General features: G+C 71.3%; 19 protein-coding genes. 9 read left to right on the top strand and 10 right to left on the bottom strand.

Annotated features, from left to right (window positions below):
- The first annotated feature begins 37 nt into the window (after nucleotides 1-37).
- Together ACFY1E_RS45830 and ACFY1E_RS45825 are read left to right on the top strand one after the other, a co-directional pair.
- Nucleotides 38-283, top strand: a complete 246-nt coding sequence (locus tag ACFY1E_RS45830) for a DUF5302 domain-containing protein (protein WP_389087991.1) — start codon at nucleotides 38-40, stop codon at nucleotides 281-283.
- Between the two features lie 68 nt (nucleotides 284-351).
- Nucleotides 352-744, top strand: a complete 393-nt coding sequence (locus tag ACFY1E_RS45825) for a nitroreductase/quinone reductase family protein (protein WP_389087989.1) — start codon at nucleotides 352-354, stop codon at nucleotides 742-744.
- Between the two features lie 24 nt (nucleotides 745-768).
- Here the strand turns inward: ACFY1E_RS45825 and ACFY1E_RS45820 are convergent, their stop codons facing one another.
- The 6 genes from ACFY1E_RS45820 to ACFY1E_RS45795 all read right to left on the bottom strand — a co-directional run bounded on the left by ACFY1E_RS45820 (nucleotide 769) and on the right by ACFY1E_RS45795 (nucleotide 8201).
- Entirely contained in the window at nucleotides 769-2229 is a 1461-nt protein-coding gene (locus ACFY1E_RS45820; protein ID WP_389087986.1) for an aldehyde dehydrogenase family protein, read from the bottom strand.
- Nucleotides 2226-4016 carry an amidohydrolase family protein gene (locus ACFY1E_RS45815; RefSeq protein ID WP_389088048.1) on the bottom strand — a complete coding sequence of 597 codons (1791 nt, stop codon included), beginning with the start codon at nucleotides 4014-4016 and terminating at the stop codon, nucleotides 2226-2228. The genes ACFY1E_RS45820 and ACFY1E_RS45815 overlap by 4 nt, the downstream gene beginning before the upstream one ends.
- Before the next feature lie 33 nt (nucleotides 4017-4049).
- Nucleotides 4050-5168, bottom strand: coding sequence for an LLM class flavin-dependent oxidoreductase (locus ACFY1E_RS45810; RefSeq protein WP_389087984.1), 1119 nt, complete (start codon nucleotides 5166-5168; stop codon nucleotides 4050-4052).
- 98 nt (nucleotides 5169-5266) lie between these two features.
- Nucleotides 5267-6037, bottom strand: coding sequence for an SDR family NAD(P)-dependent oxidoreductase (locus ACFY1E_RS45805; protein WP_389087981.1), 771 nt, complete (start codon nucleotides 6035-6037; stop codon nucleotides 5267-5269).
- Nucleotides 6038-6048: 11 nt separating this feature from the next.
- The gene (locus tag ACFY1E_RS45800) at nucleotides 6049-6951 is read right to left on the bottom strand and encodes an LLM class F420-dependent oxidoreductase (RefSeq protein WP_389088046.1); all 903 of its coding nucleotides are present in this window, start codon (nucleotides 6949-6951) and stop codon (nucleotides 6049-6051) included.
- A 17-nt stretch (nucleotides 6952-6968) separates the two neighbouring features.
- On the bottom strand, nucleotides 6969-8201 hold the full coding sequence (locus tag ACFY1E_RS45795) for an amidohydrolase family protein (RefSeq protein ID WP_389087979.1): 1233 nt from the start codon (nucleotides 8199-8201) through the stop codon (nucleotides 6969-6971).
- Between the two features lie 383 nt (nucleotides 8202-8584).
- Here ACFY1E_RS45795 and ACFY1E_RS45790 point away from each other — a divergent pair, with 383 nt between their 5' ends.
- Both ACFY1E_RS45790 and ACFY1E_RS45785 read left to right on the top strand, forming a co-directional pair.
- Complete coding sequence (locus tag ACFY1E_RS45790) at nucleotides 8585-11536, top strand: BTAD domain-containing putative transcriptional regulator (protein WP_389087976.1); 2952 nt, start codon at nucleotides 8585-8587, stop codon at nucleotides 11534-11536.
- Nucleotides 11537-11767: 231 nt separating this feature from the next.
- On the top strand, nucleotides 11768-11950 hold the full coding sequence (locus ACFY1E_RS45785; protein WP_389087974.1) for a hypothetical protein: 183 nt from the start codon (nucleotides 11768-11770) through the stop codon (nucleotides 11948-11950).
- 73 nt (nucleotides 11951-12023) lie between these two features.
- On the opposite strand, the gene ACFY1E_RS45780 is transcribed toward ACFY1E_RS45785, so the two are convergent.
- Entirely contained in the window at nucleotides 12024-13586 is a 1563-nt protein-coding gene (locus ACFY1E_RS45780; protein WP_389087972.1) for a FadD3 family acyl-CoA ligase, read from the bottom strand.
- Nucleotides 13587-13716: 130 nt separating this feature from the next.
- On the opposite strand from ACFY1E_RS45780, the gene ACFY1E_RS45775 reads away from it, so the two are divergent.
- Genes ACFY1E_RS45775 through ACFY1E_RS45765 form a run of 3 tightly spaced genes read left to right on the top strand, consistent with a single transcriptional unit; the run spans nucleotide 13717 to nucleotide 16061 of the window.
- The gene (locus ACFY1E_RS45775; protein WP_389087969.1) at nucleotides 13717-14874 is read left to right on the top strand and encodes a lipid-transfer protein; all 1158 of its coding nucleotides are present in this window, start codon (nucleotides 13717-13719) and stop codon (nucleotides 14872-14874) included.
- A 3-nt stretch (nucleotides 14875-14877) separates the two neighbouring features.
- Nucleotides 14878-15294 (top strand): Zn-ribbon domain-containing OB-fold protein, encoded by a 417-nt coding sequence (locus tag ACFY1E_RS45770; protein WP_389087967.1) that lies wholly within the window; start codon nucleotides 14878-14880, stop codon nucleotides 15292-15294.
- Nucleotides 15291-16061 carry an enoyl-CoA hydratase/isomerase family protein gene (locus ACFY1E_RS45765; protein WP_389087964.1) on the top strand — a complete coding sequence of 257 codons (771 nt, stop codon included), beginning with the start codon at nucleotides 15291-15293 and terminating at the stop codon, nucleotides 16059-16061. Before ACFY1E_RS45770 ends, ACFY1E_RS45765 begins: the two co-directional genes overlap by 4 nt.
- Nucleotides 16062-16269: 208 nt before the next feature.
- On the opposite strand, the gene ACFY1E_RS45760 is transcribed toward ACFY1E_RS45765, so the two are convergent.
- Both ACFY1E_RS45760 and ACFY1E_RS45755 read right to left on the bottom strand, forming a co-directional pair.
- On the bottom strand, nucleotides 16270-18609 hold the full coding sequence (locus ACFY1E_RS45760; RefSeq protein WP_389087962.1) for a PQQ-binding-like beta-propeller repeat protein: 2340 nt from the start codon (nucleotides 18607-18609) through the stop codon (nucleotides 16270-16272).
- A 224-nt stretch (nucleotides 18610-18833) separates the two neighbouring features.
- Nucleotides 18834-19580: a VOC family protein gene (locus ACFY1E_RS45755; RefSeq protein ID WP_389087960.1), complete on the bottom strand. Its 747-nt coding sequence runs from the start codon at nucleotides 19578-19580 to the stop codon at nucleotides 18834-18836.
- Nucleotides 19581-19715: 135 nt separating this feature from the next.
- Between ACFY1E_RS45755 and ACFY1E_RS45750 the strand changes: the two genes are divergently transcribed.
- Entirely contained in the window at nucleotides 19716-20351 is a 636-nt protein-coding gene (locus tag ACFY1E_RS45750; protein ID WP_389088043.1) for a TetR family transcriptional regulator, read from the top strand.
- Nucleotides 20352-20460: 109 nt separating this feature from the next.
- On the opposite strand, the gene ACFY1E_RS45745 is transcribed toward ACFY1E_RS45750, so the two are convergent.
- On the bottom strand, nucleotides 20461-20913 hold the full coding sequence (locus ACFY1E_RS45745; protein WP_389087958.1) for an Lrp/AsnC family transcriptional regulator: 453 nt from the start codon (nucleotides 20911-20913) through the stop codon (nucleotides 20461-20463).
- 82 nt (nucleotides 20914-20995) lie between these two features.
- On the opposite strand from ACFY1E_RS45745, the gene ACFY1E_RS45740 reads away from it, so the two are divergent.
- The gene (locus tag ACFY1E_RS45740) at nucleotides 20996-21616 is read left to right on the top strand and encodes a LysE family translocator (protein WP_389087956.1); all 621 of its coding nucleotides are present in this window, start codon (nucleotides 20996-20998) and stop codon (nucleotides 21614-21616) included.
- Nucleotides 21617-21639: the final 23 nt, after the last annotated feature.

Here is a 21639-nt window from a genome sequence, read left to right as displayed (position 1 = left end):
AGCTGTGCTCACATTGCCCGAGCCGAGGAGGGTCATCATGACTACGGAGTCTGCACGGCAGGAGGGTTCGGAGCCGGCTGAGGCCGAGAACCCTGCCCTGGCGCCCGACGAGGACGGCCGGTACGACCTGAAGGGCAAGTTCCGGGAGGCCCTGGCGCGCAAGCGCGGCAAGCAGGAGGAGGCCGCGGCGGCTCTGACTGCGAACGCCGACGCGTCGAAGATTCGAGGCGCGCACGGCCCGGCCTCGAGTCAGCGGTCGTTCCGGCGAAAGAGCGGCGGCTGAGTTCACTCCTTCGGCTCCTCCCTCGTCAGCGGGAGGAGCGCCTTCGCACAACAGGAGACCAGGAAACATTGTCCCGTCACGCCGAGAGCAAGTACCGGGCCGCCACGGCCTTCCAGCGCAAGCTCAACGCGGTCATGCGCCGCCTGCCGCTCCAGACCCTCCTGGAGACCACCGGTCGCACCTCCGGCCTGCCCCGCCGCACGCCCGTCGGCGGGCGCCGGGTCGGCGACTCGTTCTGGCTGGTCTCCGAGTTCGGCGAGCGCTCGCAGTACGTCCGCAACATCAAGGCCGATCCCCGGGTACGGGTCCGCCTCCGGGGCCGCTGGCACCCCGGCACGGCCCACCTCCTGCCCGACGACGACACCGCGGCCAGACTGCGCGCCCTGCCCCGTCTCAACAGCGCGGCGGTACGGGTGATCGGCGTGGGACAGCTGACGGTGCGGGTGGATCTGGACGGATGAGCGCGGCGGGTGAGGCCGCCCGGCTCACCCCGGCCAGACTATCGCCTGCACCTCGCCGTACGCGTGCAGGGCGTACACGCCGACGTCCCGCCCCACCCCGCTCTTCTTGAACCCGCCGAACGGTGCCTCCATGTTGCGGCCCACCGTGTTGATCCCCACCCCGCCCGCCCGTAGCTGCCGGGCCACGCGGAAGGCTCGGGCCACGTCGCCCGACCAGACGTAGTCGATGAGGCCGTAGTCGGTGTCGTTCGCGAGGGCGATGCCCTCTTCCTCGTCCTCGAAGGGGATGACGGACACCACCGGGCCGAAGATCTCCTCGCGGGCCACGCGCATGTCGTTGGTGCAGTCGGCGAGGAGGGTCGGGGAGACGTAGAAGCCCCGGTCGTACGACGGCCGTTCACCGCCCGCGACCACGACCGCGCCCTCCTTGCGGCCCAGCTCGACGTACGACTCCACCCGCTCCCGGTGGACGGCAGAGATCATCGGGCCGACCACCGTGTCCGGCTCCCTCGGGTCGCCGACCTTCAACCGGCTTGCGTACGCGGCCAGTTGCCCGACGAGTCGGTCGTACACGCCCCGCTGTGCCAGCACCCGTGTCGGTGCCGTGCAGATCTGGCCGCTGTAGAAGGAGAAGGTGGTGCCGATGCCGGCCACCGCCGAGCCGACGTCCGCGTCGTCGAAGACGATCGCGGCGCCCTTCCCGCCCAGCTCCATCAACTGCCGTTTCATGGCACGGCCGCAGACCTCACCGATGCGCTGCCCGACCGCCGTCGATCCGGTGAAGCTCACCATGTCGACGTCGGGGGACGCGACCGCCGCCTCCCCCACGTCCACCGACTCGCCCGAGACCACATTGACGACCCCCGCCGGAGCACCCGCCGCCTCCAGCGCCTCCGCCATGCGGTACACCGACAGCGGGTCCTGCGGGGCCGGCTTCACCACCACCGTGTTGCCCATGGCCAGAGCAGGGGCGATCTTGCCGGCCGGGTTGGCCCACGGGTTGTTGTACGAGGTGATGCAGGTGACGACGCCGACCGGCTGGCGGACGGCCAGCGCACCCATCACACCCGCCTTCCCCATCGGCCCGGCCTCGTTGATCTGCGGCGGGACCGCCCACTCGGCGGGCTCCACGCGCGCGTACCGCCGGAACCGGGCCACGCCCACCCCGACCTGCATCGCCCGCGCCGTCCCCGTGGTCGCACCGGTCTCCGCCTGCGCCAGCTCGGCGTACGGCACGAAACGGCCGGCGATGATGTCCGCCGCGCGGCCGAGCACCGCCGCCCTTTCCTCCGGCGCCGTACGAGACCACGGCCCGAAGGCCTCGCGGGCCGCGGCACAGGCCGCGTGCACCTGATCCCGCGAGGCCTCCGGAGCCCACCCGACGGTCTCCTCTGTCGCCGGGTCGACGACCTCGTAGTGGCCGCCGTCCGGCTCGACCCACCGGCCGCCGACGAACAGCCGCTGCCCGTCCGCCCGTTGGTTCACCTGGTGCTCACCGTCCGGGTGTCCCGCCCCGACCGCAGCACCTTCCCGGGCACGGCGCCGCTCACCACGTCGTCCCGGATCGCCTCGACCCCGTTGACCCACACGGCCCGCACCCCGATCGCCTTGGCGTCCAGCCGTGGACTGTCACCCGGCAGGTCGTGCACCAGGGTGGCCGTGCCCGCGTCGATCCGCTCCGGGTCGAAGAGGACCAGATCCGCATGGAAGCCCTCCTCCACCCGTCCCCGCTCCCGCAGCCCGAAGAGCCGCGCCGGGTCGTCGGTCAGCATCTTCACCGCCTGCTCCAGACCGACCAGCTTCCGCCGGCGCAGACAGTCGCCCAGGAAGCGGGTGGTGTACGGGGCTCCGCACATGCGGTCCAGGTGCGCACCGGCGTCGGATCCGCCGAGCAGCACGTCCTCGTGCTGCCAGGTCTCGGCGCGCAGCGCCCAGGACGCGGGGTCGTTGTCGGTGGGCATGGGCCACAGGACCGTACGCAGCTCGTCGGCCGCGCAGATCTCGACGAGGCACTGGAACGGGTCCTGCCCCCGCTCCTGCGCGATCTCCTCGACGACCCTGCCCGTCAGCCCCTCGTTGGCCACGCTGTACGTGTCCCCGATGACGTACCGCCCGAAGTTCGTGAGCCGCCGGAAGACACCGGCCTCCTTGGACGTGGCGTGCTCCAGCATCTGCGCGCGTACGTCCGGGTCGCGCAGCCGGGCGATCCGCTCCGGCACCGGCAGCCCGAGGATCGGACCCCACTCCGGTATCAGGTTCAGCGCGCAGAAGGTGCCCAGCGACATGTTCATCGGCGTCAGGATCGGCATGGTCAGCGCGACCACCCGGCCGCCCGCCTTCCGCGCCTGCTCACTGGCGTACAGCTGCCGGGGCACGCGTTCGGGCACGGAGGCGTCGATGGTGAGGACGTTCCAGTTCAGGGGGCGTCCGGCCGTTGCGCTCATCTCCGCGAACAGGTCGATCTCCGCGTCGCTGAACTGGTCGAGGCAGCCGGCGACGATCGCCTCGATCTGCGTGCCCTCGTGCTCGCCCACGGCACGCGAGAGCGCCAGCAGCTCCGCCGGTTTCGCATGCCGGGAGGCGACCGGCTTCCCGTCGCCGTCCGAGTGGGTGGACGACTGGGTGGTGGAGAACCCCCAGGCCCCGGCATCCATGGCCTCGTGCAGCAACCGCACGATCTCCGCCAGCTGCTCCTCGCTCGGCTGCCCACCGACCGCATCCGGCCCCATCACATACCGGCGAAGCGCACAGTGCCCGACCATGAACCCCGCATTGACGGCGATACGCCCCTCGAGGGCGTCCAGATACTCCCCGAAGGAGTGCCAGCTCCAGGGCGCCCCCTCCTCCAGCGCAACCAGCGACATGCCCTCGACCTTGGACATCATGCGGCGCGTGTAGTCGGCGTCCTCGGGCCGGGACGGATTCAGGGGCGCGAGCGTGAAACCACAGTTCCCGGCCGCGACAGTCGTCACCCCGTGGTTGAGGGAGGGCGTCGCATACGGGTCCCAGAACAACTGGGCGTCGTAGTGGGTGTGCGGATCGACGAAGCCGGGCGCGAGAACCAGCCCGGATGCGTCCTCCGTCGTCCGGGCCTCCTCGGTGACAAGACCGATGACGGCAATACGCCCGTCCCGGATACCGACGTCGGCGGTGTAAGCGGGTGCACCCGTCCCGTCGACGACGGTCGCCCCCTTGATGACATGATCAAGCATGCGGTGACTCCTTGAGTTGCGTGGAGCATGCCTCCCTAGGGGCGCGGGGAACTGCGCGATCAACCCCCACAGACCCGCACCCCGCAACGGCGATCAAGCGGCAGCCCGGAACCGCGAAGTCCGGTGAACGGGATCCGTGTCGATCTTCGGAATGACGTGCTCCCCGATCAACCGAATCGTCTGCAGCGTCTCCTCCTTCGGCACCCCCACCGGCAACCCGAAGCTCAGCTGGTCCGCCCCCGCCTGCTCCCACCGCTTGCACTGCGTGAGCACCTCGTCCGGGTCCCCGCAGATCAGCAGCTCCTCCTCGATGAGGACTTCGACGAACTCGGGCGTGTACTCCGGCAGCGTCTCCGGCCACACCGGGAAGCCCTCGGGCCGCGGGAAGGTGTCGTGGTACCGGAACACCAGCGACGGCAGGTAGTGCAGCCCGCCGTTCACCGCGATCTCGATCGCCTCGGCGTGCGTCGGCGCACAGATGGCCGTCGTGGTGACCATCACGTTGTCGTTGACGAAGTCCCCGACCGGCTCGGCATTCACGATCGCCGTCTTGTACTGCTCCAGCACCCACTCCATGTCGGAGACCTTCTGGATGCTGAACCCGAGCACGCCCAGGCCCTTGCGGGCGGCCATGGCGTACGAGGGCGGCGACCCGGCGGCGTACCACATCGCCGGATGCGACTTCCCGTACGGCTTCGGCAGGACCTTGCGCGGTGGCAGCTGCCAGTGCTTGCCCTGGAAGCCGGCGTACTCGTCCTGGAGCCACATCTTCGGGAACTCGGCGATCGTCTCCTCCCAGATCTCCTTGGTGTAGTTCATGTCGGTCACACCAGGGATGAACCCGAGGATCTCGTGCGAGCCGGCGCCCCGCCCGCTGCCGAACTCGAAGCGGTTGCCGGTGAGATGGTCGAGCATGGCGACCTTCTCGGCGACCTTCACCGGGTGGTTCACCTGGGCCAGCGGGTTGAAGATGCCGGACCCCAGATGGATCCGCTCCGTCGCGTGCGCCAGGTAGCCCAGGAACACGTCGTTGGCGGAGAGGTGCGAGTACTCCTCCAGGAAGTGGTGCTCGGACGCCCAGGCGTACTTGAAGCCCGACTTGTCCGCCTGGATGACGTACTCGGTCTCCTCCATCAGTGCCTTGTGCTCGGCGAGCGGGTCGGTCTCGGCGCGCTTGCCCACGTATCCCTGTACAAAGAGCCCGAATTCCAAGGAGGTTCACCGTCCCCGGTTCTGAAGGTTTCTGACGCACCGTCAGTTTTGGATGACTGTTGCACCGCCCGCACGGAGGGTCAATAGCTGACGAGCAGTCAGATGACGCTGACCCCCGCCAGCCACCCGCCGTCGATCACGAACGGCTGCCCGGTGATGTACGAGGAGTCCTCGGAGGTCAGGAACAGGGCGAGCCGCGCGACCTCCTCCGGTTTACCGATCCGGCCGAGCGGCACGAGCTTGCGGTACAGCTCGTCCAGGGCCCGGCCGGTCTCCTCCGCGTCCGCCGCCGGGTCCAGCCGGGCCGGGTTGGACATGGCGGTGTCGATGGCGCCGGGGCACATGGCGTTGACGCGGATGCGCCGGTCGGCGAGTTCCAGGGCGGCGACACGGGTGAGGCCGAGGACGGCGTGCTTGGTGGCGGCGTACGTCCCGACGGCGGCCATGCCGGTCACGGCGGTGTAGGAGGCGGTGTTGACGATCGTGCCGCCGTCCTCCATCACCGGCGCGACGGTCTTGATGCCGAGGAAGCAGCCGACCTGGTTGACCTGTACGACCTGCATGAACTCGTCGAGGGGGGTGTCGAGCAGGGAGTTGAAGCGCAGGATCCCGGCGTTGTTGACCAGGCCGTCCACCCGCCCGAGGGAGTCCTTCACGGCACTGACGGCCGACCGCCACTGGTCCTCCTGACTCACGTCCAGGTGGACGTAGCGCGCGCCCAGTTCCTTCGCGAGGGCGCCGCCCTGGTCGTCGAGGACGTCGGCGATCACGACCTCGGCCCCCTCCGCTCTGAACAGGCGGGCCTCCTGCTCCCCCTGTCCGCGCGCCGCCCCGGTGACGATCACGACGCGTCCGTCCAGCTTGCCCATGCCATGACTCCTCAGAGAAGGGGCGCCACTTCGGCGCCGAAGGCCGCCATCTGGTCGGTGAGTTCGGTGCGGCTGCGGCTGCGGAACCGCACCTGGATCTGGTGCACGCCCATCGCGCGGTACGCCCGCAGGGACTCGGCGAGCGCGTCCGGGGGGCCGGTCAGGGTGCGGCGGCCGACGTCCCAGGCGGGTGCGCCGAGGTAGAGCGGCTCGGTGATGGCGCCGATCGTGAACGGCCCGTCCAGGCCCGCCTCGTCCCGCAGCCGCCGTATCCGCTCGATCTGCGCGGGCAGCCGGTCCCGGGGGTCGCCCTGCGGCAGCCAGCCGTCGCCCTTGAGGGCGGCCCGGCGTACGGCGGCGGGGGACGATCCGCCGACCCATACCGGCATGTGCTCCTGGGCCGGTCGCGGCTGCTGGCCGAGCCCCTCGAAGTCGTAGAGCTTGCCGTGGTGTTCGGGGAACTCGTCCGGGCCGAGGGCGGCGCGCAGGGCGTCGATCGACTCGTCGAGCACGGCCCCGCGGCGCTCGAAGTCGACCCCGAGCACCTCGAACTCCTCCCGCACGTGCCCGGCGCCGACGCCCAGGATCAGCCGGCCGCCCGACAGATGGTCGAGGGTGGCGTACTGCTTGGCCGTCAGCAGCGGATGCCGCAGGCCCACGACGGCTACGTGGCTGAGCAGCCGTATCCGCTCGGTCACGCCCGCCAGGAAGCCGAGGGTGGCGACGGGGTCGTACCAGACCGTGCTCATGGCGGGGGCCAGGCGGCGCGGGATCGCGACATGGTCGCAGCTCGCGAGATAGCCGAAGCCGGCGCGGTCGGCGGTGCGGGCGATCTGCACCAGGTCCTCGGGACCGGCGGTGGCCTCCCAGCCCTCGGCGTAGATGGTGCTCTGGGACTGGACGGGAAGCTGCATCCCGTACGAGAAGGTGCTCACCGCCAGAGTCCCTCAGGGGTGAGACCCAGCAGCTCGATGGCGTTCCCGCGCACGATCCGCTCCACCACCTCCGGCTCCAGGTGGCCCATCTGCGCCTCGCCGACCTGCCGGGACTTCGGCCAGGTGGAGTCGGAGTGGGGGTAGTCGGTCTCGTAGAGGACGTTGCCGACGCCGATCGCGTCGAGGTTCTTCAGCCCGAAGGCGTCGTCGAAGAAGCAGCCGTAGATGTGCTCGGCGAAGAGTTCGGACGGCGGGCGGTGGACCTTGTCGGCGACGCCGCCCCAGCCGCGGTTCTCCTCCCAGACGACGTCGGCGCGCTCCAGGATGTACGGGATCCAGCCGATCTGGCCCTCCGCGTACATGATCCTGAGGTTGGGGAAGCGTTCGAACTTGCCGCTCATCAGCCAGTCGACCATCGAGAAGCAGCAGTTGGCGAAGGTGATGGTGGAGCCGACGGCGGGCGGGGCGTCCTTGGACGTGGACGGCATACGGCTGCTGGAGCCGATGTGCATGGCGATGACCGTGCCGGTCTCGTCGCAGGCGGCGAGGAAGGGGTCCCAGTCCTCGGAGTGGACGGACGGGAGGCCCAGGTGCGGGGGTATCTCGGAGAAGGCGACGGCACGGACCCCGCGGGCGGCGTTGCGCCGGACCTCCGCCGCCGCGAGTTCGGCGTCCCAGAGGGGGATGAGGGTGAGGGGTATCAGCCGGCCCCGGGCCTGCGGCCCGCACCACTCCTCCACCATCCAGTCGTTGTAGGCCTGGACGCAGAGCAGGGCCAGCTCCTTGTCCTCGGCCTCGGTGAAGGTCTGGCCGCAGAAGCGCGGGAAGCTGGGGAAGCAGACGGAGGACTGGACGTGGTTGACGTCCATGTCGGCGAGGCGCTGCGGGACGTCGTACGAGCCCGGGCGCATCTGCTCGTAGGTGATGACCTCCAGCTTGATCTCGTCCCTGCTGTAGCCGACGGCGGTGTCCAGGCGGGTGAGGGGCCGCTGGAGGCCCTCGTACAGCCACCAGTCGCCGAGGGGGCCGTCTTCGCCGGGGGCGCCCATCACGGGACGGAAGCGGCCGCCCAGGAAGGAGATCTCCTTCAGCGGCGCGCGGACTATGCGGGGGCCGGTGTCGAGGTACTTCTTCGGCAGGCGGCTCTGCCAGACGTCGGCGGGCTCCACGGTGTGGTCGTCGACGGAGATGATCAGCGGGAAGTCCGGGAAGTCCTTCGTGGTCTCCATGGCGGTCACGGTAGCGCTGATCTGACGACCCGTCAGCTATGCGGGAGCCACCAGCGGTTCCACCGCGGGTGCGAAGAGCAGGTGAGGGCCTTGTGATATCCCGCGCGTCTGCCCGTACAAGCGCTCCCCACAGCTGACGCATCCGCCATGAACAAGGCAAACTGACGTAGGCCCTGTCGTTTGGATCAGGTCGGCTGCAGGGAACGGTGCCTGTCGGCCGCCCCGAGCGGGGTCTGGCGCGTGCAGCTGCAAGGCGGAGGAGGGCGTCGACGCGGAGCGTCGGCAACCGACGACAACGCCGCAGATGTGCGTGCCAGGGCCCGCGACGCTGAGCTGATCCAAACGGCAGGGCCTGCTTGCCCACTGTGTCTAGGGAGACGGCGATGGACGGTGTACCGCGAGTGCCGGAACAGAGGCGGGCCGGCTCCTGCGCGGAGCCTGCCCCGCTGAGCTTCGCCGTGCTCGGTCCGGTACGAGCCCGACGCGGATCGGAGCAGCTCAGCACCGGCTCCCCGCAGCAACGTGCCCTGCTCGCCGCCCTGCTGCTGCGCGAGGGCCGCACGGCCACCGCGGGCGAGCTGATCGACGCCGTGTGGGGCGAGGAGCCGCCCTCGCAGGCCCTCGCCGCGCTGCGGACGTACGCCTCCCGGCTGCGGAAGGTGCTGGACCCCGGGGTCCTGGTGAGCGAGTCCGGCGGGTACGCGGTGCGCGTGCCGGCGGAGGGCGCCCTCGACCTGGCCGTGGCGCAGGACCTGGCCGCCGAGGCGGAGAAGGCGAAGAGCGCCGGGGACCTCTGCCAGGCCCGTGAGCTGCTCGGCCGCGCGCTGGCGCTGTGGGACGGCGAGGTGCTGGCCGGAGTGCCCGGCCCGTACGCGGAGGCACAGCGGGTCCGCCTGGAGGAGTGGCGGCTGCAACTCCTCGAGTCCCGCCTGGACATGGACCTGGAGCAGGGCTGCCATGCGGAGGCCGTGTCGGAGCTGACCGCCCTCACCGCCGCCCACCCCCTGCGCGAGCGGCTGCGCGAACTGCTGATGCTGGCCCTGTACCGCAGCGGCCGGCAGGCGGAGGCGCTGGCGGTGTACGCCGACACCCGGCGGCTGCTGGCGGACGAGCTGGGCGTGGACCCGCGGCCGGGGCTGCGGGAGCTGCAGCAGCGGATCCTGCGGGCGGACCCGGGGCTGGCGGAACCGGCGTCCCCGCAGGCCGAGCCTGCCGCCGCCCCGGTCCGCCCTGCCCAACTCCCCGCCACCGTCCCGGACTTCACGGGCCGTGCGGCCTTCGTCCAGGAGCTCGGCGAGGTGCTGTCCTCGGCCGAGGGCCGGGTGATGGCGGTGTCGGCGGTGGCGGGCATCGGCGGCGTCGGCAAGACCACGCTGGCCGTGCACGTCGCCCACCAGGCCCGGACGGCCTTCCCGGACGGCCAGTTGTACGTCGACCTGCAGGGCGCGGGGGCACGGGCGGCGGAACCGGAGACGGTCCTGGGGTCCTTCCTGCGGGCCCTGGGCACCGCGGACTCGGCGATCCCGGACTCGCTGGAGGAGCGGGCGGCGCTGTACCGGTCCGTCCTGGACGGCCGCCGGGTGCTGGTCCTGCTCGACAACGCACGGGACGCGGCGCAGGTACGGCCGTTGCTGCCCGGCACGGAGGGCTGCGCTGCGCTGGTGACCTCGCGGGTGCGCATGGTCGATCTCGCCGGGGCCCATCTGGTGGACCTGGACGTGATGTCTCCCGACGAGGCGCTGGCGCTGTTCACGAAGATCGTGGGCGAGGAACGGGTGGCGAGCGAGCGCGAGGCCGCCCTGGACGTGGTGGCGGCCTGCGGCTTCCTGCCGCTGGCGATCCGTATCGCGGCCTCCCGGCTGGCGGCCCGCCGCACCTGGACGGTCTCCGTGCTGGCCGCGAAGCTGGCGGACGAGCGCAGACGCCTGGACGAACTGCAGGCCGGCGACCTGGCGGTCAAGGCCACCTTCGAACTCGGCTACGGCGCGCTGGAGCCGGCCCAGGCACGGGCGTTCCGGCTGCTGGGCCTCGCGGACGGGCCGGACATCTCGCTGGCTGCGGCCGCGGCGGTCCTCGACGTGCCGGTGGAGGAGGCGGAGGACCTGCTGGAGGCCCTCGTCGACACCTCACTCCTGGAATCGGCGGCCCCCGGCCGCTACCGGTACCACGATCTCGTACGCCTCTACGCGCGTGCATGCGCGGAGCGGGACGAGTGGCCGCCGAGCGAGCGGGACGCGGCGATGTCGCGGCTGCTGGACTTCTATCTGGCCACGGCGGCGGGCGTCTATCTGATCGAGCGGCCCGGGGACCGGCTGGTGGACCACCTGGCCGCCCCGGAGTACCCGGGGCTGGTCTTCGCCGACCGGCACCAGGCGCAGGACTGGCTGTACTCGGAGGCGGTCTGCCTGCTGGCCTGCGTGCGCCAGTCCGCCGGCTCCGGCTTCCTGCGGCGGGCGGTCGACCTGCTGTGGGCCGCCGTGGACCTCGCGGAGTCCGGTACCAACTCCAAGGCGTACGAAGGGGTCGCCTCGGCCCTGCGCGAGGCCGCGCGGGAGGCCGGGGACACCCGGGCGGAGGCGAGGGCGCTGATCACGCTGGGGTACGCGCACAGCGTGACGGGCCGCTTCGACCTGGCGGACGAGGAGGCGGCCCTGGCCCATGAGCTGATCGGCGCCGCGCCCGATCCGCTGGCCGGATGCTGGGCGTCCAACATCCTCGGCGTGATCGCGCTCTACCAGGGCCGCCACGAGGACGGCGAGACCTACATCAACCGCGCCATCGAGGGCTTCCGCGCCTGCGACGACCGGGCGGGCGAGGCGGCCGTGCTGTGCAACCTCTCCCGGATCCACCTGGCCACCGGGCGGACCGACAGCGCGGTGTCCCTGGCCCGGCAGGGCATGGAGATGTACGACGCCATGGGGCATGCGCTCAAGGGCGCCAACGGCCGTTACGCGCTGGGGCTCGCGCTCACCGAGCACGGCGAGCTGCCCGAGGCGGCCGCCCGCCTCCAGGAGGCCCTGACCGTGTTCCGGGACAGCCGGCAGCGGCTGTGGGAGGGCATGTCCCTGTTCCGGCTGGCCGAGGTCGACCTGGCCGCCGGGCGCCCGGCGCAGGCCGCGGCCAACGCCGAGAGCGCCCTCACCGTGCTGCGCGGCATCGGCGGAGACTGGCGCCGGGCGGGCGTCCTGGTCACCCTCGGCCACGGGCTGAGCGGCATCGGCCAGTCGGGGCGCGCGCAGGTCTGCTGGCGCGAGGCCCTGGAGCTGTTCGAGGCGCTCGGCGCCCCGGAGGCCGAGACGGTCCGCGCGCTCCTCACTCCGCTGACTCTCGCCTGAGCGCCCCGCCGATGTCACGGGCCCCCGGGCGGCCGGTTGCGGGCGTTCATCGTTCGTTTATCGCCGACCGGCACTCTCGTCCTGTCGTTCCGTCGCGTCGGGGGGCAGACGGGTCGACCTGGACCGTTGCACTACGGTGAGCGGTCACGAAGCCGGCCCGGCGGTCCTCGGGGGAGTCGCCGGGCCGGTCGCCACATCAAGAGACCCGAACTGTCAGGGGAGGCAGTCGTCATGAGCGACGAGAACACCACGGACAACCTGCACGCCACGGACGTCAAGGACGGCACCGAGGTGAGCCCGGACAACCTGCACGCGACGAGCGAACCGCTCACCGGGGTGAACCCGCTCAAGGCGGACAGCGGCACCGCCACCGTCACGCCGGACAACCTGCACGCCACGGACCAGAAGGCCTGACGCCCAAAGTCCTTCCTCCCCGCGGGGATCGGCCGCGGCAGCCCGGAGGGGAGCTGCCGCGGCCGAGGCGTTTTCAGGATCTGCGCAACTCCCCCTTCACCACCTTCCCGCTCGCGTTCCGCGGCAGCTCCGCCACGAACTCCACCCACCTCGGCACCTTGTAGTTCGCCATCTCCCGCCGGGCCCAGGCGATCAGGTCGTCTGAGGTCATCGAGGAGTCCGGACGGCGCACCACGTACGCCTTCCCGACCTCGCCCAGCCGCGCATCCGGTACGCCGATCACCGCGACGTCGGCCACATCCGGGTGGAGGCCCAGGAGTTGCTCTATCTCCGCCGGGTAGGCGTTGAAGCCGCCGACGATGAACATGTCCTTGATCCGGTCGGTGATCCGCAGGTTGCCGTCGGCGTCCAGGACGCCCACGTCCCCGGTGCGCAGCCAGCCGTCCTCCGTCAGGACCTCCGCCGTGCCCGCCTCGTCCTCGTAGTAGCCGCGCATGACGTTGAAGCCGCGGACCAGCACCTCGCCGGGCTCGCCGACCTCGGCCTCGACCCGTACCTCCGTGCCGGGGATCGCCCGGCCGGAGGTCGAGGCGATCACCGTGGGGTCGTCGCCGCGCCGGCACATGGTCACGATGCCGCTGGCCTCCGAGAGGCCGTACGCCGTCAGGACCGTCTCCACGCCCAGCTCCCCGCGCAGCCGCTCCACGAGTTGCAGTGGCACCACCGCCGCGCCCGTCACCACCAGCCGCAGCGCCGAGAGGTCATGGGCGTCGCGGGCGGGGTGGTCCAGCAGGGACTGGTGGAGGGTCGGCGGGCCCGGCAGCACCGACACCCGTTCCGCGGCGATGTTGGCGAGGGCCGTGTCGATGTTGAACACCGGCTGGGGGATCATCGTCGCGCCGCGCATCAGACAGGCCAGGACCCCGGCCTTGTAACCGAAGGTGTGGAAGAAGGGGTTCACGACGAGGTAGCGGTCTCCCTGCCTCAATCCCGCGAGGTCGCACCAGATCTCGTACGCCCGCAACGTCTGCGCATGCGTGATCACCGCGCCCTTGGGGCGGCCCGTCGTACCGGACGTGAAGACGATGTCCGACGGCCAGGAACCCTCCACCGCCGCCGAACGCGCCCGCACCTCGGCCGGTCCGACGCCGTCCCCGCCCGCGAGGAAGTCCTTCCAGGTACGGAAGTCCTCGGGCGCGTCGTCCGACAGCACCACCACCTGGTCGAGATCCGGCAGCCCGGGACCCCGGGCGACCGCCCGCCGCAGCGAGGCCACGTACGACGTGCCCAGGAACGTGCCCGTGATGAAGAGCAGCCGCGCCCCGCTCCTGCGCAGGACGTCCGCCGCCTCCGCCCCCTTGAAGCGCGTGTTGATCGGCACGAGCACCGCTCCGGCCGACACCGCGCCCAGCGCCGCCACGATCCAGTCCAGTGAGTTCGGGGCCCAGATGGCGACCCGGTCGCCCGGCGAGACGCCCGCCGCCATACAGGCCGCCGTCGACCGTTCGACGCGGGCGCCCAGTTCGGCGTACGAGATCCGGGTGCGGCCCTCCACCACCGCCTCGGCGTCCGCGTACCGCTCGGCCGCCGAGCGGACGAGTCCCGGAATGCTGCCCCACTCCACGTCACCGCGCACAACAGCCCCCTACCTTCCCCACCTCTCAACTCCGTTCGAGCCGGGGAGACCCCATTGCTGACTACCCGTCAGATTAGCTGTAGCCTGACGCCCTGTCAGCTGAGGGGACTGCATGCGGAGGTGCACCAGCATGGCCGGAATCACCGGGATGAAGGACGCCACCGCGATCGCAGGCATCGGGCAGACCCCCTTCGCCAAGCGCCTCGACGAGGACGAGCGGACCCTCGCCTGCCGTGCCGTCCTCGCCGCTCTCGACGACGCCGGTGTCGCACCGGGCGAGGTCGACGCGCTCGCCTCCTACACCATGGAGGAGACCGACGAGGTGGAGCTTGCGAAGGCCGTCGGCTTCGGTGACCTCACCTTCTTCAGCAAGGTCGGATACGGGGGCGGCGGTTCCTGCGCCACCGTGGCCCATCTCGCGGCCGCCATAGCCTCCGGTCAGGCCACCGTCGGCGTCGCCTGGCGCTCACGCAAGCGGGGCAGCGGCCCCCGCCCGTGGAAGAACACCACCGTCCAGCTGCCCACCCCCGCCCAGTGGACCCGCCCCTTCGGCCTGCTGCGCCCCGCGGACGAGATCGCCATGCTGACGCGCCGCTACATGCACGAGTACGGCGCGACCCGCGACCACCTCTTCAACGTCGCCCTCGCCTGCCGCAACCGCGCCAACCAGAACCCGGCCGCGGTCATGTACGAGCGGCCCCTGACCCGCGAGATGTACATGACCTCCCGCTGGATCAGCGAGCCGCTCTGCCTCTTCGACAACTGCCTGGAGACGGACGGCGCGTTGGCGTGCGTGGTCGTGTCGGCCGAGCGGGCGCGGGACTGCCGGCACCGGCCCGTCTACGTCCACTCCGCCGCCCAGGGCCTGCCCGCCCAGCACCACGGCATGGTCAACTACTGGAACGACGACCCGCTCACCGGCCCCGCCTGGACCGCCGCCCGGCACCTCTGGAAGCACGCCGACTTCACGCCCCAGGACGTCGATGTCGCCCAGATCTACGACGCGTTCACCGCGCTCATACCGCTCTCCCTGGAGGGCTACGGCTTCTGCGGCCGCGGCGAGGGCGGCGCGTTCACCGAGCAGGGCGCCCTGGAGATCGGCGGCCGGCTGCCCCTCAACACCAGCGGCGGCGGGCTGAGCGAGGCCTATGTCCACGGGTTCAACCTCATCACCGAAGGCGTACGGCAGCTCCGCGGCACCAGCACCGCCCAGGTCCCGGACGCCGCCACCTGCCTGGTCACGGCAGGGGAAGGCGTCCCCACCTCCGCTCTCCTCCTGAGGAGTTGACCCATGCTCGATCCCGTCATCGACTCCGACGGCGCCCCCTTCTGGGGCTACGCCCGCCAGGGCGAACTCCGCGTCCAGGCCTGCGCCGACTGCGGAGAGCCCCGCTTCCCGCCGCGGCCCTGCTGCCCGCACTGCCAGTCCTTCGCGAGCGAATGGCGGGAGGTCGCCGGACACGGCCGTATCTGGTCGTACGTCGTGCCCCACCCGCCGCTCCTGCCCGACTACGCGGAGCAGGCCCCGTACAACGTGATCGTCGTCGAGCTCACCGACGCCCCGCGGATCCGTCTCGTCGGCAACCTCGTCGCCGAGGCCGGTGCGCGACTCGACTCGGTGCCGGCCGGACGCATTCGGATCGGTGCCAGGGTGCAGGTGGTGTTCACCGGCGAGGGTCTTCCGCAGTGGGTTCTGGAGCGCCCATGAACGTGAAGGTGCTGACCGACAAGGACACCGGCGTCGCGGTCGTCACCCTCGACCGGCCCGAGCGGCTCAACGCCGTCGACCTGGCCATGCGGGACGAACTGCAGGAGACCTGGCGGGGGTTGCGGTTCGACGACTCGGTACGCGCCGTCGTCCTCACCGGCGCCGGTGAGCGCGCCTTCTGCACGGGCCTCGACCGGAGCGCCGTCGTCCCACAGCCCGACTCCCCCTACATGGCGGACGACCCGCTTCTGCGCGTCGGCCCCAAGGCGAACGACCTGTGGAAGCCGGTCATCGCCGCCGTGCAGGGCATGGCCTGCGGGGGCGCCTTCTATCTCCTCGGGGAGTCGGACTTCGTCGTCGCCGACACCACCGCCGCCTTCTTCGACCCGCACACCACCTACGGCATGGTCAGCGCCTACGAGTCCGTGCTCATGGCACAGCGGATGCCGCACGGGGAGGTCGCGCGGATGATGCTGATGGGGGCGGCGGAGCGGATCGGGGCCCGACGGGCGTACGAGATCGGGCTGGTCTCCGAAGTCACCGAGCCCGGCGGGGCGTTGGCGGCCGCGACGGAGTGCGCCACGGTGATCGCCGGGTATCCGGCCGAGGGGGTCCAGGGGACGGTGCGGGCCTTGTGGGCGGCGAAGGAGGGCGCCGTCGCCGCGGGGTTCGCGCAGGCGGCCCACCTGGTCGCGCTCGGCAACCTGCCGGAGGAACGGCAGGCGGAGCTGTTCGCCGGGCGCCGGAGGTCGTTCCGAACGCGTTGATTCGCCCCCGCCGCTGGTTTGATCTTTTCAGCCCGTCCGGCGTTTGAGGACGAGGCCGTTCAGGCCGAAGCGGGGGTCTGGGGGCGGCAGCCCCCAGGGGGCGGAATCACCGCCTGGCGCCCCCCGCGCACCCGGCGTAGCGTCTAGGTGGGACGGCCGCCGTCCGCACCCTTCCGTGACACCGGTACGACGGCCGTCACCCGGCAGCTCAGGCGGGCCGCGCGGTCCCCGTCCCCTTCTCCGCGTCCAGCGCGTACACACAGCGGTCCTTGCTGCACGCGTACACGACGCCGTCCTTCACGACCGGGGAGCCGGTGATCTCGCCGCCGGTCGCGAGTTTCCAGCGCAGCCGGCCGTCGTCGGCCTTCAGGGTGTAGAGCAGGTGGTCCGTGGAGCCGAAGTGGATGCGGCCCTCCGCCACCGCGGGGGCACCCACGATGTCGCCGCCCGCCTGGAAGCGCCACTTGGGCGTGCCGGTGACCGCGTCCAGGGTGTACAGGCCCTTGCCGCTGCCCACGTGGACGTGCCCGGCGGCCACCAGAACGGGGTCGATCGACGCCCGGGACTCGGTTGCGATGCGCCAGCGGTCGCGGCCGTCGGTGGCGTCGAGGGCGTACACCGTGCCGAGGTAGTCGACCAGGTAGATGCCGCCGCCGGTGACCGCGGGGCCGGGCGCGAAGGTGGGCGGGCACAGGAAGACCGCGGGGGCCTCGAAGTGCCACTTCACATGGCCGGTCGCCACGTCGATCGCCAGGACCCGGGTGCCGGCGGAGACGTACACGTATCCGTCCGGGGCGTTAGTCACCCGTACCGGCACGCCGCCGCAGGAGGCCGCGTCGCCGATCGGGTAGGACCAGCGCTCCTTGCCGCTGCGGGCGTCCAGGGCGCGCAGCCGGGCGTCCTGCCAGACGTAGACCGTGCCCTCGTGGACGGCGGGCCCGGCCTCCGGGGACTCGAAGTCGGTCTGCGCCCCGGTCAGTTCCCACAGCTTCTGGCCGTTCGAGGCCTCCCAGGCCTGGACGCCTCCGCCGCGGGTGCCGGTGACGACGGTGCCACGGTCGGCCTTGAGGGAGTAAACCCATGCGTCCGTGGACAGCCGCCACAGGTCGGCGCCCTCACGGCAGTCCAGTGCGAACAGCGTCGGCCCGTCGGAGGCGTGGATACGGCCGTCGGCGACCGCCATCGACCAGGCCACGTCCCGTGTCTTGAAGCGCCGGCGGCCGGTGGCCACGTCCAGGGCGTGCACCTCGAAGGAGGTGACGTAGACGAGGTCGCCGGAGACCGACGGGGTGCCCCATACGTCGTTCGACATGCGGAAACGCCAGGGGCGCCAGCCTGTCGTGGCCTCAGGGGGCGACGAAGGCACGACGGGGTCCGCGCCGTTGACGCCGGGGCGCGGCTTGGACCAGGAGGCGGCGAGGGCGGCCTCCGGAGGTGGTGCCTTCACGGCGGCGGCACGGACGTCGGAGACCCGCGGTCCCGGGCCGATGGGCACCTGGGCGCCGGCCAGCCGGACGGGGCCGGTGTCGGGGGCGCCGACGGGCACGGGGGACGCCGGTACGACGGGGTCGTGCGAGGGCGGGGGCGGCAGGGGGGCGGGGCGGGCGCCGCCGCCGCTGCGGCCGCCGCCCTGGCCCGGCTTGGCCGCCGGGCGGCCGTTGCGGCGCGCCTCGATCAGGCTGACCGCACGCTCGGGCAGCCAGGCCGAGGCCGTACCGCTGTCGTCGGTGCCGGAGCCGAACAGGTGCGGGGCCAGCTGGGCCTGGAGGTCGGCCGGGTTGGGGCGGTTCGTCGCCTCCATCTGCATGCAGGACTCGATGAGCGGGCGCAGCTCGTCCGGGAGGCCCTCCAGGTCCGGGCCCTCCCGCAGCAGCATGAAGACCGTCTCGACCGGGTTGGCGCCGTGGAAGGGCGGGTGCCCGGTCGCTGCGAAGACCAGCATCGAGCCGAGCGAGAAGACGTCGCTCGCACCGGTCACGGAGCGCGAGTCCTTCGCCTGCTCCGGCGACATGTAGGCGGGCGTACCCACCGCCACGTTCGTCATCGTCAAACGGGTGTTCGAGACGCCGGAGGCGATACCGAAGTCGATCACCCGGGGGCCGTCCTCGACGACGAGGACGTTCGAGGGCTTCAGGTCCCGGTGCACCAGACCGGCGCCGTGGATCGACTGCAGCGCCTCGGCCACACCCGCCGCGAGCCAGCGCACCGCCTGGGCCGGGAGCGGCCCGCACTCGTTCACTATCTCTTCGAGGGAGGGCGCGGGCACGTACGCGGTGGCCAGCCACGGCACGGCGGCGCGTGCGTCGGCGTCGACCACGGCCGCCGTGTAGAAGCCCGAGACCGCCCGGGCGGCCTCGACCTCGCGCGAGAAGCGGACGCGGAACAGCTGGTCCTCGGCGAGTTCCGTCCGGACGGTCTTGATCGCCACGCGTCGGCCGGACGCCGAGCGTGCGAGATAGACCAGCCCCATGCCGCCGGCACCGAGCCGCCCCAGCACCTCGAACGGACCGATACGCCGCGGATCGTGCTGTGTCAGCTGATCCACCACTTGCCTGCCACCTCCCCGTACGGGCCGCGCCGGCCACATCTCTACGCGACCCCGTGCAGCGTCTCACCACCGCACCGCCATGGCGGCACGCACCCTGATTCTTCCTGTCCCGGGCACTGGTTGCGAACCCGGGACCGAGTCGGGATGCCTCACCCCAAAACGGTATGTTTCACCGCACGATCTGTTTCAGTAGGTCTATTTCAGCAGTTTTCAGTCAGCAGTTTTCAGTCGGTCTGCTTGCGTCGTTCCAGCACCGCGAACGACGCCCCCTGATTGTCGGTGACGACGGCCACCCTTCCGTACGACGTCTCGAATACTGGCGCCCAGATCCGGCCCCCGAGACGGCTCACGGTCCCGAGTGCCTCGTCACAGTCCGCGACGCCGAAGTGCACCAGGAAGTGGGGCGGCATCTCGGCCGGGAAGACCTCCGAGACGGCCGCCCGCCCGAAATCGGGCCTGGCCTCCGGCCCGAACAGGGCGTCGTGGAAGAGATCGCCGTAGAAGGTGTTGGCGACCTCCACGTCACGGGCGTACAGCTCGGCCCATGCGAAGGTGCCGGGCTCGTGCCGTCGGCCGAAGCCGGGGTGGCTGCCCGGCTGCCAGAGCCCGAAGACGGCACCCTCGGGGTCGGTGACCAGCGCGACCGTGCCCAGCTCCGCGACCGGCGTGGGCGCCGTGACGACCTGCCCGCCGGCCGCCCAGATCCGGTCGGCCAGCGCCTCGGCGTCCGGCGTCGCGAAGTACACGGTCCACACGGTGGGCAGCCGCCCGTCCGTCTTGCGTGCGAGCGCGGCGACCGGCTCCCCCTCCTTACGGGCCCATACGAAGCCGCCGGGCACCTCCGTCCGGTCCTCGAAGGTCCACCCGAAGAGCTCGCCGTAGAACCGCTTGCCCGCCTCCACATCGGGAAGCTGCGCGTCCACCCAGCACGGGACGCCCTCTCCGTACGCGGATGCCCTGTTTTCGGCCATACCGCCAAGCTAACGGCGACTCACGCACCCCGCAGGACCAGGCACGCCAGTCTCCGCCCTCTCGTGCACCCCATTTGCAGTCGGCCGAATCGCGCTCCCATCACCCCTCGGTAAGCTGACGACATGACAGGACAAGTGCGTACCGTCGACGGCCGCGTGGCCGGTCGGCGTGGGCAGGCGACCCGGCAGAAGCTGCTCGACTGCCTCAGCGAGATGCTCAGCTCCTCCCCTTACCGGGACGTCAAAGTCATCGATGTCGCCCGGAAAGCGGGGACTTCGCCCGCGACCTTCTACCAGTACTTCCCGGACGTCGAGGGCGCCGTCCTGGAGATCGCCGAGCAAATGGCCACCGAGGGCGGCCAGTTGACCGCGCTTCTCGAGGGCCGCTCCTGGGTCGGCAAGGCCGGTTGGCAGACCGCGCAGGAACTCGTGGACGGGTTCCTCGAGTTCTGGCGCAGGAACGACGCGATCCTGCGCGTCGTCGACCTCGGTGCGGCCGAGGGCGACAAACGCTTCTACAAGATCCGCATGAAGATCCTCAACTCGGTGAACAACTCCCTCACCGACTCGATCGCAGAACTGCAGTCCAAGGGCAGGGTCGACAAGGACGTGAACCCGGCGGCGGTCGCCGGTTCACTGGTCGCGATGCTCGCGGCGGTCGCCTCGCACCAGAAGGGATTCCAGACCTGGGGCGTCAAGCAGGCCGAACTCAAGCCGAACCTGGCGCTGTTGGTGCACCTGGGCGTGACCGGCAAGAAGCCGACGAAATAGATCTCGCCACGGATCTCTTCACAGATCTCTTTTTCGAGTCTCTTTTTCGAGGCCCAAGTCCTGTCTGGCAGGCGGTGGTTCACCCGATGGTGAGCCGCCGCCTGCTGCGCTATGCGGGCAGCGGACGGTCCCGCACCACGTGCTTCATCACCAGCGTCGAGGTCAGCCGCTGCACTCCCGGCAGCGTCGCCAGCCGCTCGTCGTACAGCCGCTGGAAGGCGGCGAGGTCGGCGGTGGCCACCCGCAGCAGATAGTCGGGCTCACCGAACAGCCGCTGTGCATCCAGGACATGGGGGATGTCCGCGAGGGCCCGCTCGAACTCGGCGACCGTGTCCCGGTCCTCCTGCCGCATGGAGACGAAGACCAGAGCCTCGAAGGTGAGACCCACCGCGCCCGGGTCCACCACCGCCCGGTACCCGCTGATCGCCCCCGACCGCTCCAGCTCCCGCAGCCGCCGGTGACACGGCGAGACACTCAGCCGCACCCGCCCGGCCAGCTCGGTCACGGTCAGTCGCCCGTCCTGCTGCAGCTCGGCAAGGATTTTCCGATCAACGTCGTCCATGGAGTGGATCCTTCCACGAACCGGGGCTGAGTGAGCAAAATACGGGAACACTTTCGGGACATTCAGGCCTAATCTCGCTCGCATGAACACCGGACTGCTGCTTTCCTTCCTCGCCCTCGATCTTCTGCTGGTGTGCGTGCCGGGCGCCGACTGGGCGTACGCGATCTCGGCCGGACTGCGCGGGCGTTCCGTCGGGTGGGCGGTGGGCGGTCTGGTCGCCGGGTACGCAGTGCACACGGCGCTGGCGACGGCAGGACTCGCGGTGCTGGTGGCGGGCGAGCCGCGGCTGCTGACCGCGCTGACGGTGGCGGGGGCCGGGTATCTGGTGTGGCTGGGATGGGGGGTGCTGCGCAGCCCCGGGGCGCCGGGGACGGCGGACGAACCGGCGGACACCTCCCGCGCCCGCGTCTTTCTGCGCGGCGCGACGATCAGCGGTCTGAACCCCAAGGGGCTGCTGCTGTACCTGTCGGTCCTGCCGCAGTTTCTGACCCCCCACGGGAGCCTGCCGGTCCCCGTCCAGACCGCCACCCTCGGCCTGCTCCACATGGCGTGCTGCGCCGCCGTCTACCTCACGGTGGGGCTGGGCGCCCGGGCCATCCTGGGCACCCGCCCGTCCGCGGCGCGGGCGGTGACGCGGACGTCGGGGGCGGCGATGCTGGGGATCGGGGCGTTTTTGCTGGTGCAGCGGTTGGCGACGTTGTAGCTCGGCTCATTGAACACTCTGCG

Source organism: Streptomyces sp. NPDC001604 (assembly GCF_042893475.1).
Taxonomy (GTDB): Bacteria; Actinomycetota; Actinomycetes; order Streptomycetales; family Streptomycetaceae; genus Streptomyces.
This window is presented reverse-complemented; position numbering and strand designations above follow the sequence as displayed.